At 66.9% G+C, this 14806-nt stretch carries 16 protein-coding genes; 6 read left to right on the top strand and 10 right to left on the bottom strand.

Going from position 1 to position 14806, the window contains the following annotated elements; translation table 11 throughout:
* Positions 1 to 7: 7 nt before the first annotated feature.
* From PQI66_RS00165 to PQI66_RS00155, 3 genes are all read right to left on the bottom strand, one after another.
* Positions 8 to 547, bottom strand: coding sequence for a GNAT family N-acetyltransferase (locus PQI66_RS00165; RefSeq protein ID WP_339995082.1), 540 nt, complete (start codon positions 545 to 547; stop codon positions 8 to 10).
* Positions 548 to 596: 49 nt separating this feature from the next.
* Entirely contained in the window at positions 597 to 1976 is a 1380-nt protein-coding gene (locus PQI66_RS00160; RefSeq protein ID WP_339995080.1) for a PhoH family protein, read from the bottom strand.
* 62 nt (positions 1977 to 2038) lie between these two features.
* Complete coding sequence (locus tag PQI66_RS00155) at positions 2039 to 2629, bottom strand: hypothetical protein (RefSeq protein WP_339995078.1); 591 nt, start codon at positions 2627 to 2629, stop codon at positions 2039 to 2041.
* Between the two features lie 57 nt (positions 2630 to 2686).
* Here PQI66_RS00155 and PQI66_RS00150 point away from each other — a divergent pair, with 57 nt between their 5' ends.
* Together PQI66_RS00150 and PQI66_RS00145 are read left to right on the top strand one after the other, a co-directional pair.
* On the top strand, positions 2687 to 3022 hold the full coding sequence (locus PQI66_RS00150; RefSeq protein ID WP_339995959.1) for a DUF5997 family protein: 336 nt from the start codon (positions 2687 to 2689) through the stop codon (positions 3020 to 3022).
* Positions 3023 to 3680: 658 nt separating this feature from the next.
* Positions 3681 to 4853 carry an acyl-CoA dehydrogenase family protein gene (locus PQI66_RS00145; RefSeq protein ID WP_339995077.1) on the top strand — a complete coding sequence of 391 codons (1173 nt, stop codon included), beginning with the start codon at positions 3681 to 3683 and terminating at the stop codon, positions 4851 to 4853.
* Positions 4854 to 4938: 85 nt separating this feature from the next.
* Here the strand turns inward: PQI66_RS00145 and PQI66_RS00140 are convergent, their stop codons facing one another.
* From PQI66_RS00140 to glyA, 3 genes are read right to left on the bottom strand one after another with little or no spacing between them, the layout of a single operon-like run.
* A complete protein-coding gene (locus PQI66_RS00140) occupies positions 4939 to 5724 on the bottom strand; it encodes an enoyl-CoA hydratase-related protein (protein ID WP_339995075.1) in 786 nt (261 codons plus the stop codon).
* 6 nt (positions 5725 to 5730) lie between these two features.
* Complete coding sequence (locus PQI66_RS00135) at positions 5731 to 6309, bottom strand: isochorismatase family protein (RefSeq protein ID WP_339995073.1); 579 nt, start codon at positions 6307 to 6309, stop codon at positions 5731 to 5733.
* 21 nt (positions 6310 to 6330) lie between these two features.
* Positions 6331 to 7638: a serine hydroxymethyltransferase gene (gene glyA, locus PQI66_RS00130; RefSeq protein ID WP_339995072.1), complete on the bottom strand. Its 1308-nt coding sequence runs from the start codon at positions 7636 to 7638 to the stop codon at positions 6331 to 6333.
* Positions 7639 to 7758: 120 nt separating this feature from the next.
* On the opposite strand from glyA, the gene coaA reads away from it, so the two are divergent.
* Positions 7759 to 8697 carry a type I pantothenate kinase gene (coaA, locus tag PQI66_RS00125; RefSeq protein ID WP_445227969.1) on the top strand — a complete coding sequence of 313 codons (939 nt, stop codon included), beginning with the start codon at positions 7759 to 7761 and terminating at the stop codon, positions 8695 to 8697.
* Between the two features lies 1 nt (position 8698).
* Here the strand turns inward: coaA and PQI66_RS00120 are convergent, their stop codons facing one another.
* From PQI66_RS00120 to mca, 3 genes are read right to left on the bottom strand one after another with little or no spacing between them, the layout of a single operon-like run.
* Entirely contained in the window at positions 8699 to 9454 is a 756-nt protein-coding gene (locus PQI66_RS00120; RefSeq protein ID WP_339995069.1) for an isoprenyl transferase, read from the bottom strand.
* On the bottom strand, positions 9451 to 9819 hold the full coding sequence (locus PQI66_RS00115) for a hypothetical protein (RefSeq protein WP_339995068.1): 369 nt from the start codon (positions 9817 to 9819) through the stop codon (positions 9451 to 9453). The genes PQI66_RS00120 and PQI66_RS00115 overlap by 4 nt, the downstream gene beginning before the upstream one ends.
* 46 nt (positions 9820 to 9865) lie before the next feature.
* Positions 9866 to 10741, bottom strand: a complete 876-nt coding sequence (mca, locus tag PQI66_RS00110; protein ID WP_339995958.1) for a mycothiol conjugate amidase Mca — start codon at positions 10739 to 10741, stop codon at positions 9866 to 9868.
* Between the two features lie 180 nt (positions 10742 to 10921).
* On the opposite strand from mca, the gene PQI66_RS00105 reads away from it, so the two are divergent.
* Positions 10922 to 11356, top strand: coding sequence for a DUF4307 domain-containing protein (locus PQI66_RS00105; RefSeq protein WP_339995066.1), 435 nt, complete (start codon positions 10922 to 10924; stop codon positions 11354 to 11356).
* Between the two features lie 136 nt (positions 11357 to 11492).
* Positions 11493 to 12014: a transcription elongation factor GreA gene (gene greA / locus PQI66_RS00100; protein WP_339995064.1), complete on the top strand. Its 522-nt coding sequence runs from the start codon at positions 11493 to 11495 to the stop codon at positions 12012 to 12014.
* Positions 12015 to 12129: 115 nt separating this feature from the next.
* Here greA and PQI66_RS00095 read toward each other — a convergent pair whose 3' ends face one another.
* Positions 12130 to 13011 carry a Bax inhibitor-1/YccA family protein gene (locus PQI66_RS00095; protein ID WP_339995062.1) on the bottom strand — a complete coding sequence of 294 codons (882 nt, stop codon included), beginning with the start codon at positions 13009 to 13011 and terminating at the stop codon, positions 12130 to 12132.
* 202 nt (positions 13012 to 13213) lie between these two features.
* Here PQI66_RS00095 and PQI66_RS00090 point away from each other — a divergent pair, with 202 nt between their 5' ends.
* Complete coding sequence (locus PQI66_RS00090; protein ID WP_339995060.1) at positions 13214 to 14797, top strand: succinic semialdehyde dehydrogenase; 1584 nt, start codon at positions 13214 to 13216, stop codon at positions 14795 to 14797.
* The last annotated feature ends 9 nt before the right edge of the window (positions 14798 to 14806 follow it).

Genomic DNA, 14806 nt, shown 5'->3' with positions numbered 1-14806 from the left:
ACAGCCGTCACTCCTCGACCCGCGCCCGGTACTCCGGATACGCGGGTCCTCCTTCAAGGACCTTCTCCAGCAGGACGATGTCGCGCCAGCGGCCCTCCATCGGCCCGTAGTCCATCCGGGCCATCGTGTGTGCGACACCGATCTCGGTGAACCCCCGCGACAGGTGCAGCTTGAGTGAGCCCTGGTTCTCCGGGAACACCGTGGAGTGCATCGCCCAGTACCCGGCCTCCGTCGCCGCGGTGATCATGTGGTCCAGCAGTGCGCCGGCGACTCCCCTGCCTGCCGCGTCCGGGGCGATGTAGACCGAGTCCTCCAGCACCCCGTTGAATACCTCCCGTCGGGACGCCTTCGACGCCGACACCCAGCCGAGCACGTCCCCGTCCTCGTCGGCCACGAACATCAGGTCGGCGATCTTGTGCTCCATGAACGCCTCCCACGAAAGGGTCTCCCCCTCGTAGGTGGCGTGGCCGGTGTTCATGCCGGACTGCTGGATACGCGCGACCTGGGCGTAGTCGTCCTCCCGCATAGGACGAATCGTGAATGTCATGGAAGGCATTGTAAACGTGCCGCACCCGCATGCGCAGCACACCAGCACATCAGCCTTTTTCCAGCAGACTCGTCACCAGTTCAGCGACCGCGGAGCGCTCGGAGCGCGTGAGCGTGACGTGGGCGAACAGCGGATGGCCCTTCAGTTTCTCGACCACGGCCAGGACGCCGTCGTGCCGTCCGACCCGCAGGTTGTCCCGTTGGGCGACGTCGTGGGTGAGCACGACCCTGGAGTTGCGCCCCAACCTCAACAGCACCGTCAACAGCACGTTGCGCTCCAGCGACTGTGCCTCATCGACGATGACGAAGCTGTCGTGGATGCTGCGCCCCCGGATGTGCGTCAACGGGAGCACCTCGAGCAGTCCCCGGTCGTCGATCTCGTCGAGGACGTTCGCGCTCACCAGCCCGTCGAGGGTGTCGTAGACCGCCTGGGACCACGGGTTCATCTTCTCGACCCCGTCCCCCGGCAGGTAGCCGAGATCCTGACCTCCGACGGCATGCAGGGGACGGAACACCACGATACGACGGTGGGTCTGGCGCTCGAGGACGGCCTCGAGTCCGGCACACAGTGCCAGCGCCGACTTGCCGGTTCCGGCGGAGCCGCCGAGGGAGACGATGCCCACCTCGTCGTCCAGCAGGATGTCGAGGGCCACGCGCTGCCGGGCGCTGCGTCCGCGCAGGCCGAAGGCCTCCCGGTCCGGAGCCACCTGCCGGAGCACCCCGTGAGAGGTGACGCGGGCCAGGGCGGACTGGCTGCCGGCGGTCAACTGCACGCCACAGTGCACCGGCAGATCCACGACATCGTCGATCTCGCCGGTGGCGTCGGCCACACCGTCGGCGAAGAGACGGTCGATGAGTCCGGGCCCGACCTCTGCGGTGGTCATGCCCTCGTACCCGGTCAGTACGACGTCCTGGGCCCGGTACTCGTCGGCGTCGAGGCCGACCGCGCCGGCCTTCACCCGCAGGGGGACGTCCTTGGTGACCAGTGTGACGTGCTCCCCGTCGGTACGGAGGTTCAGCGCGCAGGCGAGGATCCTGCGGTCGTTGTCCGCCCCGTCCTGGGGCCGCGCCCGGAGGCCGGCGGGCAGGACGGACTGGTCGACGTGGTTGAGCTCCACGCGCAGGGTGCCGCCGTCGGGGGTGACCTCGATCTCCCGGTCGAGGCGTCCGCTGGCCCGGCGCAGGTCCTCGAGCAGACCGAGCGCCTGGCGGGCGAACCAGCCCAGTTCAGGATGCTGGCGCTTGTCCTCCAGTTCCGTGACGACGACGACGGGGAGGACCACATGGTGCTCGGCGAATTTCAGCACCGCCCACGGGTCCGAGAGCAGGACGGAGGTGTCGATGACGTAGGTCCGGACGACGCCGGAGACGCCGGAGACAGGGTCGGTACCGGGGACGGGCAGGGCTGGTGCGGTGGTGGTTCTGGTCATGCCCCCGAGGCTAGGAACCGTACGTGGAAATCACATGGTTGTGAGATGAAGTCTGTGTGAACTCACCGCGAGCTGGAGGCCCGCCGGCCGCGGCAGACGCCGACGAACTGCTGCACGACCTCGTCATCGCGGTCACGTCGCCACACCAGGGCCACGCTCGTCCCCCCGACGCCGGCCAACGGGCGGTGGATGACGCCGCGCCGGTTCACCGCCCGCAGCAACGGCCGCGGTGCCACGACGACCCCGACATTGGCGGCGACGACCTCCAGGTTCTCACGCACCTGACGGGGGTCGACACCCCGGTAGAGGACGGTCTCACCCGTCACGTCCTCCGGGCGCACCTCCTCGTTCTCCCCGACCGCCTCCAGGGCATGCTCCCTGGGGGCGGCGACGCCCGGGGCCTCCTCGTAGAGAACAACCCGGTGCAGGCCCAGCCGCTCCATGGCGGCGGGGTCGATGTCGTGGTCCGGCATACCGTCCCACTCCCCGGGCAGCCGGAGGATGGCGATGTCCGCTCCACCGTCGAGGACGTGCGGCAACGGGTCGTCCGACGCCGCCGACGCGATCTTCCAGCCGTCCATACGCTCATCGAACCTGCCGAACCACTTGCCGGGTGCGGTACCGGTGGCGAAGACGACCTTCAGATAATGCATGCGGGCCATACTAGTCCCCTGCCCGACCGGTTAGACTCTGCAGGTATGAGTGACCGGATGAAAGCCCAGACGGCGGCGAAGAAGCTGAACATCTACCTTCCCGCCACACCCCAGGAGTTCCAGGAGAGCTCGGTGAGCCACGACGAGTTCGTCGCCCTGCAGACCGACCCTCCGCAGTGGCTGCAGGACCTCCGGCGTGAAGGACCGCACCCGCGCCCCGAGGTGGCGCGCAAGCTCGGCATCACCATCACCGCACTCAAGGCCAACGACATGGACACGCCGTTGACGACCGCGGAGATCAAGGCACTGCTGGAGAACCAGCCCGACTGGCTGCGCTCCGCCCGCAGCTCCCTGGCGGAGAACCGTCCGGGTGCGACGTCCGACGACAGCTGACGGGGAGGCGTACCCCGCCAGCACATCCTGCGCATGATGAAGGCCCCGCCCTCCCGGGTGACGAACCGGGAGGCCGGGGCCTTCGTGGAGAGCGCGCCCACCGGGTGACGAATCCGGTGGCGCGGAAGTTCTCCGCTGTGCCGCATCAGGCAGGTGAACTGCAGTCCAGGGCAGCGCGTTGGAGGTGCCGCAGCCAGAGCGCGCATGTCCGGTGAGAAGAGGAAGCCGGAGTGCGCGGGTTCAGGCTGAACCCTGGGTTCCACCTGCCGTTGCGGCTGATCCACAACTGCAGTGCGTCGAGGTGACTAGCCGTCGACACATCCATGAGGTTAGCGAGACCTAAACCGGTCTGTCAACAATTACACAACAAAGAAGTGACGTAATTCGACGGCGCCCAGCGACCACCGTCCTGAACTGCACGTTCCCTCCGGTCTTCGCCCACAGGTTCCACCACCCCCGCCACAGGCCCCCGCCCTGCCCGCACCTCATACTGACCCGCTAAATGTTTCGCACCCCACAATCCTCCCCCGGATGGGACGAAGTTACACACTTCGGACACCCGCTCGTTAATATGAAATTGTAACAACTAAGAGACGTGGATCACACGGACAAACTGTTTGCCCTTCCACGACGCTCGGCACAGATCCGGAAGGACATCATGAAGAACTACCTCCCCCGCACGATCTTCGACGAAGAACACGACATGTTCCGGGACACCTGCAAGGACTTCGTCAACGCAGAGGTCCGTCCCCACGTCGACCGGTGGCACGAGCAGGGGTACAGCGACCGCTCGATGTTCAAGGCGGCAGGCGACCTGGGCCTGCTGGGCATCACCTCCCCCGAGGAGTTCGGCGGCGGCGGCATGCCCGACTACCGCTTCAACGCCATCCTCTCCGAGGAACTGGCCGAGGCCGACTGCGGTTCGGTAATCGTCTCCCTCCAGGTCATCAACGACCTGGTGATCCCCTACCTCGAACGCTTCGCCAACGACGAGCAGAAGGAGAAGTTCCTCCGTCCGCTCTGCGCCGGTGACAAGATCGCCGCGATCGCGATGACCGAGCCGGGCGCCGGTGCCGATCTGGCCGGCATCCGCACCACCGCGCCGCGCGACGAGGACGGCAACTTCGTCCTCAACGGTTCGAAGACCTTCATCTCCAACGGCATCCAGGCCGACTTCACCATCGTGGTGGCCATCACCGACCCCTCCAAGGGTCGCGCCGGCGTCTCCCTGCTGATCGTCGAGGACGGCATGGAGGGTTACACCAAGGCCGCACCGCTGAAGAAGGTCGGCCTGAAGGCACAGGACACCGCCGAGCTCTCCTTCGAGAACGTGAAGGTCCCCGCCGAGAACCTCCTCGGTGAGGAGGGCGCCGGGTTCGGGTACCTGCGCACCAACCTGGCGCAGGAACGCGTCTCCATCGCCGTCGGGTCCATCGCGACCTCCCGCCGCGCCTTCGACCTGGTCTACAAGCACTCCCAGGAGCGCAAGACCTTCGGCAACCGGTTGGTCGACCACCAGGCCTACCGCTGGGAGCTGGCCAAGATGGCCACCGAGATCCAGTCCGCACAGGCCTTCGTCGACGCCGCCGTCGCCGCCAAGGTCAAGGGCGAGCTCGACGAGACCACTGCCTCGATGGCCAAGTACCTGACCACCGAGCTGCAGATCAAGGTCGTCAACACCGCTGTTCAGCTGCACGGCGGCTACGGCTTCATGCTGGAGTACCCCATCTCCACCCACTACCTCGATTCCCGCGTCCAGCCGATCTACGGCGGACCCAACGAGATCATGCTCGAGATCATCAGCCGGAAGCTCGCCAAGGGCGAGAAGTAGGGCCCCGACCCCTACCCCGCACGACAGCACCCCGGGCAGCCGTTTTCCACGGCCGCCCGGGGTGCTGTCGTCTGCGGAACGCCCGCTACACTCCGCGGAACTGCGGAGCCCTCTTCTCGAGGAACGCCTGGATCGCCTCGGCATGGTCTGCAGTCTGGAAGAGCCGTCGCTGTGCGTCCGCCTCCTCCCCCGCGCGGGCGGTCACGGCCGCGGTGTCGCGCACGAGTGCCTTGATCTCGCGGTAGGACGCCGTCGGCCCCGTCGCGAACCGCCGTGCGAGCTCCTGCACCTCGTTGTCCAGTGCCTCGGGGTCAACCACCGAGGTCACGATACCGAGCGCCCCGGCCGCGGCGGCGCTGACCCGTTCATCGAGCAGCAGGAGCTCCAGCGCCTTGGTCTGCCCCACCGTGTCCGCCAGGGAACGGGACAGTCCGCAGTCCGACGCCAGCCCGACGCCGCTGAACGCCCCCTTGAAGGCCGCCGTCGTCGCAGCCACCCGGAAGTCACAGGCCATGGCGATCCCCCAGCCTGCCCCCGCCGCCGCTCCCTGGACGGCGGCGATGACCGGCACCGGAATGGACAGTAGCGCGTCCATCATCGGGTTGTACTCGGTGACGACCTTGTCCGTGTCGGTACCCTTCCGGGTCTCCTCCAGCTGTTCCTTGAGGTCCTGGCCGGAGCAGAACACGGCGCCGGACGCCCGGAGCACGACGACGCGGACCGGCCCCTCCGACGACGACTCCGCGGCCGCGGCCGCGAAAGCGTCCTTCAGTTCGAGTCTCAGGTCGCGGTTCAGCGAGTTGTGTGCGTCGGGACGGTTGATGGTGATGACCCGGATTCCTTCACGGGTACGGACGTCGACAAGGCTCATACGGACTCACACTACCGTCACGCCGGCGTCCTTCATCCGGGTGACGGCCTCGGCACCACCGGCACCGGTGACCGCCGCACACAGGTCGCTCAGCAGCGTCACGGCGAATCCCGCGGCGACGGCGTCGAGCACGGTGGCGCGCACGCAGAAGTCCGTGGCGATGCCGCAGACCGCCACCGAGGTGATCCCGTGGCTGCGCAGCCAGTCCGCCAACCCGGCCTCCGCACCCTCCAGGTGCCCCTCGAACCCGGAGTAGGCCGCGGTGTACTCGCCCTTGAGGAACCACGCGTCGACGAGGGACTCGTCAAGCTCCGGGTGTGCCTCGGCACCCGGGGTACCGGCGACACAGTGCACCGGCCAGGTGTCCTGGAAGTCAGGCTCGACCCCGTCGGGCGCGAAATGTCCGACGGGGTCGATGTGCCAGTCCTTCGTGCCGACGACCACGGTGTAGTCGTCGCCGTGGGCACGCAGGTGGGCGCTGACCGCGGCGGCGACGTCCCCTCCCCGCACCGTCCCCAGCGCTCCCCCGGGACAGAAGTCGTTCTGCACGTCGACGACGATCAGGGCTCTGTGTGGGACGCTCATGGCGCCCACAGTAGAGCGGGACTAGTTGATCTTCCAGTCCTCGAGACCCGGGTACAGCGGGAAGTCGGCGGCGACCTTGTCGACGCGCGCCCGCAGGGCCTCGGTGTCAGCGCTCTTTCCCTGTGCCAGGGCGGTTCCGATCACGTCAGCGACCTCGGTGAAGGCCTCGGCGTCGAGCCCGCGGGACGCCAGCGCGGAGGTACCGATCCGCAGGCCGGAGGTGACCATCGGCGGGCGCGGATCGAAGGGAACGGCGTTCCGGTTGACCGTGATGCCGACCTCGTGCAGCAGGTCCTCGGCCTCCTGGCCGTTGAGTTCGGAGTTACGCAGGTCAGCAAGCACCAGGTGCACGTCGGTGCCCCCGGTCAGCACCTGCACGCCTGCGCCGGTGGTGTCCGCGGCGGTGAGACGCTCGGCGAGGATCTTCGCGCCCTCGAGGGTGCGGGCCTGCCGGTCGCGGAAGTCGTCGGTCTGGGCGATCTTCATCGAGACGGCCTTGGCGGCGACGACATGCATGAGCGGGCCGCCCTGCTGGCCCGGGAAGACCGAGGAGTTGAGCTTCTTGGCCCACTCCTGCTTCGCCAGGATCATGCCGGAACGAGGGCCACCGAGGGTCTTGTGCACGGTGGTGGAGACGACGTCGGCGTGAGGCACCGGGGACGGGTGCAGGTCGGCGGCGACGAGACCGGCGAAGTGGGCCATGTCGACCCACAGCTTGGCGCCGACCTCGTCAGCGATCTCGCGGAACGCGGCGAAATCCTGGTGACGGGGGTAGGCCGACCAGCCGCCGATGATGACGGTCGGCTTCTCCTTGATCGCCTGTTCACGGACCTTGTCCATGTCCAGACGGAACGTGTCGGGGTCGACCTCGTACGCGGCGACCTCGTAGAGCTTGCCGGAGAAGTTCAGCTTCATGCCGTGGGTGAGGTGCCCGCCGTGGGCCAGGGACAGACCCATGATCTTGTCACCCGGGTTGGCCAGCGACATCAGCACCGCGGCGTTGGCCTGGGCACCGGAGTGGGGCTGGACGTTGGCGAACTCGGCACCGAAGACGGCCTTCGCGCGGTCGCGGGCGAGGTCCTCGATGATGTCGACGTTCTCGCAGCCGCCGTAGTACCGGCGCCCCGGGTACCCTTCGGCGTACTTGTTGGTCAGAACGGAACCCTGTGCCTGGAGGACCGCCCGCGGAACGAAGTTCTCGCTGGCGATCATCTCGAGCGTGTCCCGCTGGCGGGAGAGTTCGCCGGCGATGGCCGCGGCCACCTCCGGGTCGAAATCCGCCAGTTCCGCGTTGTGCTGGGACTGGTCTGGGTGGTTCGTCTGGCTCATGGGGTGGATCGCCTTTCACGTCGGCCGCACTGGATCAGAACAATCAGGACACATCATAACCTGCCCACGCCCCGACCACTGCTGGCGGGTGATTGGTCGAATCCATCTTCGGGGAGCACAATGGCCCCCATGCCAGCCCGAAACTCCGACGACTACTCACCGTACATCGAGCTTGACCGCTCCCAGTGGCAGTCGTTGCGCCGTGCCATGCCCCAGGTGCTCAGCCCGGACGAGCTCGAGGAGCTCCGCGGTATCGGGGAGGACATCGACATGGACGAGGTCAGCGAGGTCTACCTGCCGCTCTCCCGGATGATCGACCTGCGTTTCGAGGCTATCCGCCAGCTCAACAGCGCCACCGAGACCTTCCTCGGCGAGGACATGCCGCACGTCCCCTTCATCATCGGGGTGTCCGGCTCCGTCGCGGTGGGCAAGTCCACCACCGCCCGCCTGCTGCAGGTACTGCTGCAGCGCTGGGAGTCCCGGCCCCGGGTGGACCTCATCACCACCGACGGTTTCCTCTACCCGGCGGACGAGCTCAACAACCGGCACATGATGGGGCGCAAGGGGTACCCGGAGAGCTACGACCAGAAGGCGCTGCTGAACTTCGTCACCGCGGTGAAGTCGGGGGCTCCCCGGGTCCCGGCCCCGGTGTACTCGCACGAGAAGTACGACCGGCTCGACGAGGTGCACATCGTCGACCGCCCCGACATCCTCATCGTCGAGGGACTCAATGTGCTGCAGACCGGGCCGACGCTGATGGTGTCCGACCTCTTCGACTTCTCCGTCTACGTCGACGCCGACCGCGACGACATCGAACGCTGGTACGTCGAGCGGTTCCTGAAGCTGAAGAACACCGCCTTCCGCAAGCCCGGTGCACACTTCCGCTACTATGCGGCGCTGTCGGACGAGGACGCCCTGGTCGTCGCCCGCGAGATCTGGCAGACGGTCAACCTCCCGAACCTCGTGGAGAACATCCTGCCGACACGGGTGCGGGCCTCACTGGTGCTGCGCAAGGGCCCCGACCACCTGGTGGAGTCCGTGCGGATGCGCAAGATCTGAGCTATTTGCCGAAGCGCCGTTCACGGACCGAGAAGTCGCGCAGCGCACGCAGGAAGTCCAGCCGACGGAACGCCGGCCAGTAGGTGTCGGTGAACCAGATCTCCGAGTACGCCGACTGCCACAGCAGGAAGCCGGAGAGCCGCTGCTCGCCCGACGTCCGGATGACCAGGTCGGGATCCGGCTGGCCGGAGGTGTACAGGTGGTCGCCGATCGCGTCGTCGGTGATGTGGGCGCTCATCTCCGCGGCGGGGACACCCCGGCCCGCCAGTTCGTCGACGAGCTTCTGGACGCCGTCGACGATCTCCTGCCGCCCCCCGTACCCCACGGCGATGTTGACGTGGACACCGGCGTGGTCGGCGGTACGCGACTCCGCCCGCCGCATGCGCTCCCGGAGTTCCTCGGGGATGAGGTCGAGTCGACCCATGACGTGCAGCCGGAAGCGTCCCTTGGCCGCGGCCAGTTCGTCGGAGACGTCGCCGATGATGCGCATCAGCAGGTCGAGCTCCTCGGCGCTGCGCCGCAGATTCTCCGTGCTGAGCAGGTAGACCGTCACCGACTCGATGTCCTGTTCATCGCACCAGTCGACGACCTCGACGATCTTCCTGGCACCGACGCGGTGACCGTGGGAGACGTCGGTGAAACCGTTCTCCCGGGCCCACCGGCGGTTGCCGTCACACATGATGGCGACATGTTTGGGCCGGCGGCGCCCCTTCAGCTCACGCTGCAGTCGTCGCTCGTAGAGCGAGTAGAGAATCACCGCTGGTCGCCACCCGCATCTTCCGGTTCCGCGTCCCGGCCCACCCCGTCGTCGTCGGTGGCTCCGGCCGTTCCGCCCGTGCCGTCCTCCCCGGTGGCGTCGGCCTGGGCCATCCGACGGTCGATGGTGTCGATGTCGAAGGGGTCGAGGCCGTGCGCCTCAGCGAAGTCACGACGCTGGTGCATCGTGCGCATCCGTCGGTTGAAGAAGTACCCCAGCGCCAGGATGACGACGAGCAGTCCGATGATCACGAAGAGGCCGACGGGGGCTGCCTTACCGAATTCCGGGCCCTGGGGCCCACGGTGGACCTGTTCCTGGGCGACCAGGGAGACGGTGGTGGTTAGGGACGGAGAAACCGTGATCATGTCTTCAGAGCCTATCTAAGGTAGCGGCTGTCGGCCTCATCCGGGCTCACCCGGCGACGACGCCGGCGAAAAGGTCGTCCTCGGGCAGGGTGGTCTCCACCCGTGAGCGCGCGAGTTCGAACTCCTCGGTGGGCCAGACCTGCTGCTGCAGTGACGTCGGCACGGCGAAGAACGGCCCGTCCGGGTCGATCTGTGTGGCGTGGGCACGCAGGGCGTCGTCGCGACGGTCGAACCAGGGCGCGCAGTCCACCCGGGTGGTCACCCGCGGCATGATGTCGGGCATGTCCTTCCACCGGTCCAGTGCCACCGTCGCCCGGTCGTCCCCGGCGTCGAGACTGGCCTGCGCCAGCAGTTCGAAGCGGCGCTTGATGAAGCCGTGGGTGTAGTAGACCTTCTGCACCTCCCACGGACGGCCGATCTCGGCGTGGTAGTCGGGGTCGGCCGCCGCATCGTAGGCCCGCATGCTCACCGCATGGGTCTTGAGGTGGTCGGGGTGGGGGTAGCCGCCGTTCTCGTCGTAGGTGATGATGACGTGCGGCCGGAAGTCGCGGATCACCCGGGTGAGCTCCAGTGTGACGGCCTCGGTGTCCTCGAGCGCGAAACACCCCTCAGGCAGGGGCGGTAGCGGGTCCCCCTCCGGCAGCCCGGAATCGACGTAGCCCAGCCAACGGTGGGACACCCCGAGGATGTCGGCGGCGCGCGCCATCTCCCGACGCCGGACGTCGTTCATGTTCTCCACGACCCCGGGGACGTCCATCTTCGGGTTGAGGATGTCGCCGCGTTCCCCTCCGGTGCATGTCAGCACCATGACCTCCACGCCCTCGTCCGCGTAGCGTGCCATCGCCGCGGCACCCTTACTGGACTCGTCGTCCGGGTGGGCGTGGATGGCAAGGAGTCGCAGCCCCTGCCTGAGCTCGCGCATGGACCGCTGCTGGTCTGCACTGTCGTGAAGAGCTCCGTCGCTCACGTGTCGCACCCCTTCGGTGTCGTCTGTCCACTGTCGCCTGTACCGGTCAACGTTCCCATTCAACGCCTCCGGCAGGGGTGCGTCCAATCCGCCCCGGCTGGCTATTCACCGACGGCACCGCCTACGATCTGTGGAATGAGCAAGGCGACCTACGGTTCCTCCCGTCAACAGGGCGTGAGCGGCAAGTTCATCGTCATCGGTATCGTGATCCTCCTGGTCGCCGCCGGCGTGTACGTGTTCTCACAGTTCCGCAACAGCACCAGCGGCGACGCCTCCGGCACCGCCGCCGGCCACGAGGTCGTGGACGGAAGCACGTTGCGGATGAGCCTCGACATCACCCGCGACGACGTCGACAAGCCCGCCTACTGCATCGTCACCGCGCTCGACCAGTCCCATGCGGAGATCGGCCGGCGCGAGGCCGTGGTGGCCGCCGGCGGTTCGGAGAGCACCCGTCTCACGGTGGACATCCCGACCAACAGTTCGCCCGTCGCCCCGGACGTGTACGGGTGCTCGACGATATTCCCCGACTACCTCGACGATTCGCGGACCACCGGCACCGACGAGGACTGACCTCGGTGATACACTGTGCCCCGACAACTGTGTCGTGGGCACCCCCACGCACTTTTCCGAACGACTTCAGACCCCGTCAGACGCCGTAAGACGACGTCGGACGCCGCGGCCTACCTGCAGGAGGACTCGAACGCTCATGGCAGACAATCAGACGACCTGGCTCACCCAGGAATCCTTTGACCGGCTCAACGACGAGCTCAACGCGCTGAAGGCGAATCGTCCCGCTCTGGCCGCCGAGATCAACGAGCGCCGCGAAGAGGGCGACCTCAAGGAGAACGGCGGTTACCACGCCGCCCGCGAGCAGCAGGGCCAGGAAGAGGCCCGGATCGCCTACCTTGAGGAGCTGCTGGACAGCGCCACCATCGGCGAAGCGCCGCAGGAGTCCGGCGTGGCCCTCGTCGGTTCCGTCGTCCACATCTACTACGACGGCGACGAGGAGGACAAGGAGACGTTCCTCATCGGCACCCGCGGCCTGGAGTCCTCCAACCCCGACCTGGAGACCTACTCCACCGATGCTCCGCTGGGCGCAGCCCTGGTCGGTGCGAAGGAGGGCGAGACGCGGGAGTACAAGAGCCCGACAGGTGACACGATCTCCGTGACGTTGGTCAAGGCTGAGCCGTACGACCCGGACCGCGACGTTCCGCGGGCCGAGCAGTAGGCGACAGCGCTTCTCCTGCTTCCCCTCTCCCCCGGCAGCAGAGAACCGCCCCACCGGATGTCCTCCGGTGGGGCGGTTCTCTTGTCTCTCCGTACAGGGCCGGTGGCCCTGCAGGCTAGTCCCTGTTGAAGTAGGACAGCAGACGCAGGATCTCGGTGTAGAGCCAGACCAGGGTGACGGCCAGGCCCAGCGCCACGCCCCAGGCATAGCGGGAGGGGGCACCGGCGCGGATGAGCTTGTCCGCCTGGTCGAAGTCGGCCAGGAAGCTCAGGGCAGCCAGGCCGATGCAGACCAGTGAGAAGATGATGGCGATGGGACCGCCGTCGCGCAGCATGCTGGCTTCACCGGTGAACAGGCTGTAGACGAAGTTGCCGAGCACCAGGACCAGCACACCGATCATGGCGCCGACGAGCATCTTGGTGAACTTCGGGGTGACCCGGATCGCACCGGTCTTGTAGACGACCAGCATCCCGACGAAGACACCGATGGTGCCGAGCACGGCCTGGAAGATCATGGCACCGGCGTTCGCCGTCTCACTGATGTACACGTCGGTGAACATGTAGGTGAACCCGCCGACGAACAGCCCCTCGAAGGCGGCGTACACCAGCGTGACGACCGGGGAACCGTACTTCTTGCCGAAGGCGGAGACCAGGACGGCGATGAGACCGCCGATGGCACCGACGAAGGTGAGTCCCATCGCCAGGCTCGGGTTGCTCTGGCCGATCATGAAGTTCACCGCGGCCAGGACCACGATGACCGCCAGGGTGATACCGGTCTTGGTGACGACGTCGTCGATGGTCATCGGGCGGTCGGAGGCGCTGGTCGACGCACCGTAGTTCGGGGACTGCTGGTAGGCCATCCCCTGCTGGTCCTGCTGGCCCCACTGCTCACCGGCGGACTGGTAGCCCTGCTGGTAGGCGGCGGACGGGCCCCGCTGGCCCTGGGCGGTTCCCTCCGACTGGGCCAGTGAGCTCATAAAGGGATTCGAACTTCTCACGACGTCATTGTCCTTCCGTCACGGTGCTTTTCACGGTCGCCCCCGCGTCCTTGACGGACGTGCCGCCGACAGACGGCGCATCCGCGGTGAATGCGGTTACTCATGTACACCCTAACAACGTGTGGGAGCGGCGCTGTGTTCCCGTAGGCCCGATTACACAATTCCGGGACAGAACGCCCGTCTCTCCGATACTCTCCTTCACATGACAAACAAGATTCAGGCACAGGGCCCCCTCCCCGAAGCACTCGCCGCGGACATGAGGGCGCTCACCGTGAACGCGGCGACCGGGAGCATGAACGACGGTGACCGCCTCGAGATCGAGGGCGCGTTCACCGGGAAGACCATCGGTTGGGTGGGACGCGGCACCGAGTCCGACGTCGACGAGGCCTTCCGACGGGCACGTATCGCCCAGAAACGCTGGGCCGACGTTGACCCGAAGAAGCGTGGGAAGATCCTGCTGAGGTTCCATGACCTCCTCCTGAAGAACCAGAAGACCGTCATGGACATCATTCAGCTGGAGACCGGCAAGTCCCGTGACTCCGCCTACGAAGAGGTGATCCACTGCGCCATCACCGCCCGCTACTACGGCAACCAGACGCACAAGATCCTCAAGCCGAAGCGGCACTCCGGCGTCATGCCGGTGCTCACGAAAACGACCGAGTACCACCTTCCCAAGGGCGTCATCGGGCAGATCAGCCCGTGGAACTACCCGCTGACCCTCGCGCTCTCTGACGCGATGCCCGCGCTGGCCGCCGGCAACGGCCTGGTCGCCAAGCCGGACTCCGACACCCCGTTCTCCGCGTTGTACGCCTTCGGCCTCCTCTTCGAGGCCGGTATGCCCCGCGATCTCATCCAGCTGGTGACCGGCCCCGGTCGGGTGGTGGGTAACGCCATCGCCGAGCAGTGTGACCACCTGATGTTCACCGGCTCCACCGCGACCGGCAAGAAGCTCGGTGAGATCGCCGGGCGTCGCCTCATCGGATACTCCGCCGAGCTCGGCGGCAAGAACCCCATGATCGTCACCCGTGACGCCGACGTCGACAAGATCATGCCCACCGTCCTCACCGGTTGTTTCTCGAACTCCGGCCAGCTGTGTGTGTCGATCGAGCGTGTGTACGTCCACAAGGACAAGTACGACGAGTTTGTCCCGAAGTTCGCCCAGGCGACCAAGAACTTGACGTTGGGCGCCGGCTTCGACTGGAACATCCAGATGGGTTCACTCATCGGCGCGAACCAGATCTCCACCGTGGAGAAGATGGTCGACGACGCCGTGGACAAGGGTGCGACCCTGGTCGCCGGCGGCAAGGCCCGCCCGGACCTGGGCCCCTACTTCTACGAACCCACCGTGTTCACTGACGTCCCCGACGAGGCGGACCTCAAGCGCGGCGAGGTGTTCGGTCCGGTCGTCTACGTCGAGAAGGTCGACTCCCACGACGAAGCTGTCGAGAAGGCCAACGACACCGATTACGGACTGAACTCGGCCGTGTTCGGCCCGTCGAAGACGGCGACCGCCATCGCCGAGCGGATCTACTCCGGCACCGTGAACATCAACGACGGCTACGCTGCCGCGTTCGCCTCGGTCGACAACGAGATGGGAGGTACCCGCGAGTCCGGCCAGGGCCGGCGACAGGGTGCCGCCGGACTCCTGAAGTACACGGAGACCCAGAACGTCACCGACGAGCGTGTGCTGCCGATCCGCGGGCCCGAGTTCCTCAAGCCCCGCGCCTACGCCACGGTGATGACTGCCCTGCTGCGCGCCGGCAAGACCTTCAAGGTCCTGAAGTAGGCTCTCTCC

This window comes from Corynebacterium sp. USCH3 (assembly GCF_037619475.1).
In the GTDB taxonomy this organism is placed as follows: Bacteria; Actinomycetota; Actinomycetes; order Mycobacteriales; family Mycobacteriaceae; genus Corynebacterium.
This window is presented reverse-complemented; position numbering and strand designations above follow the sequence as displayed.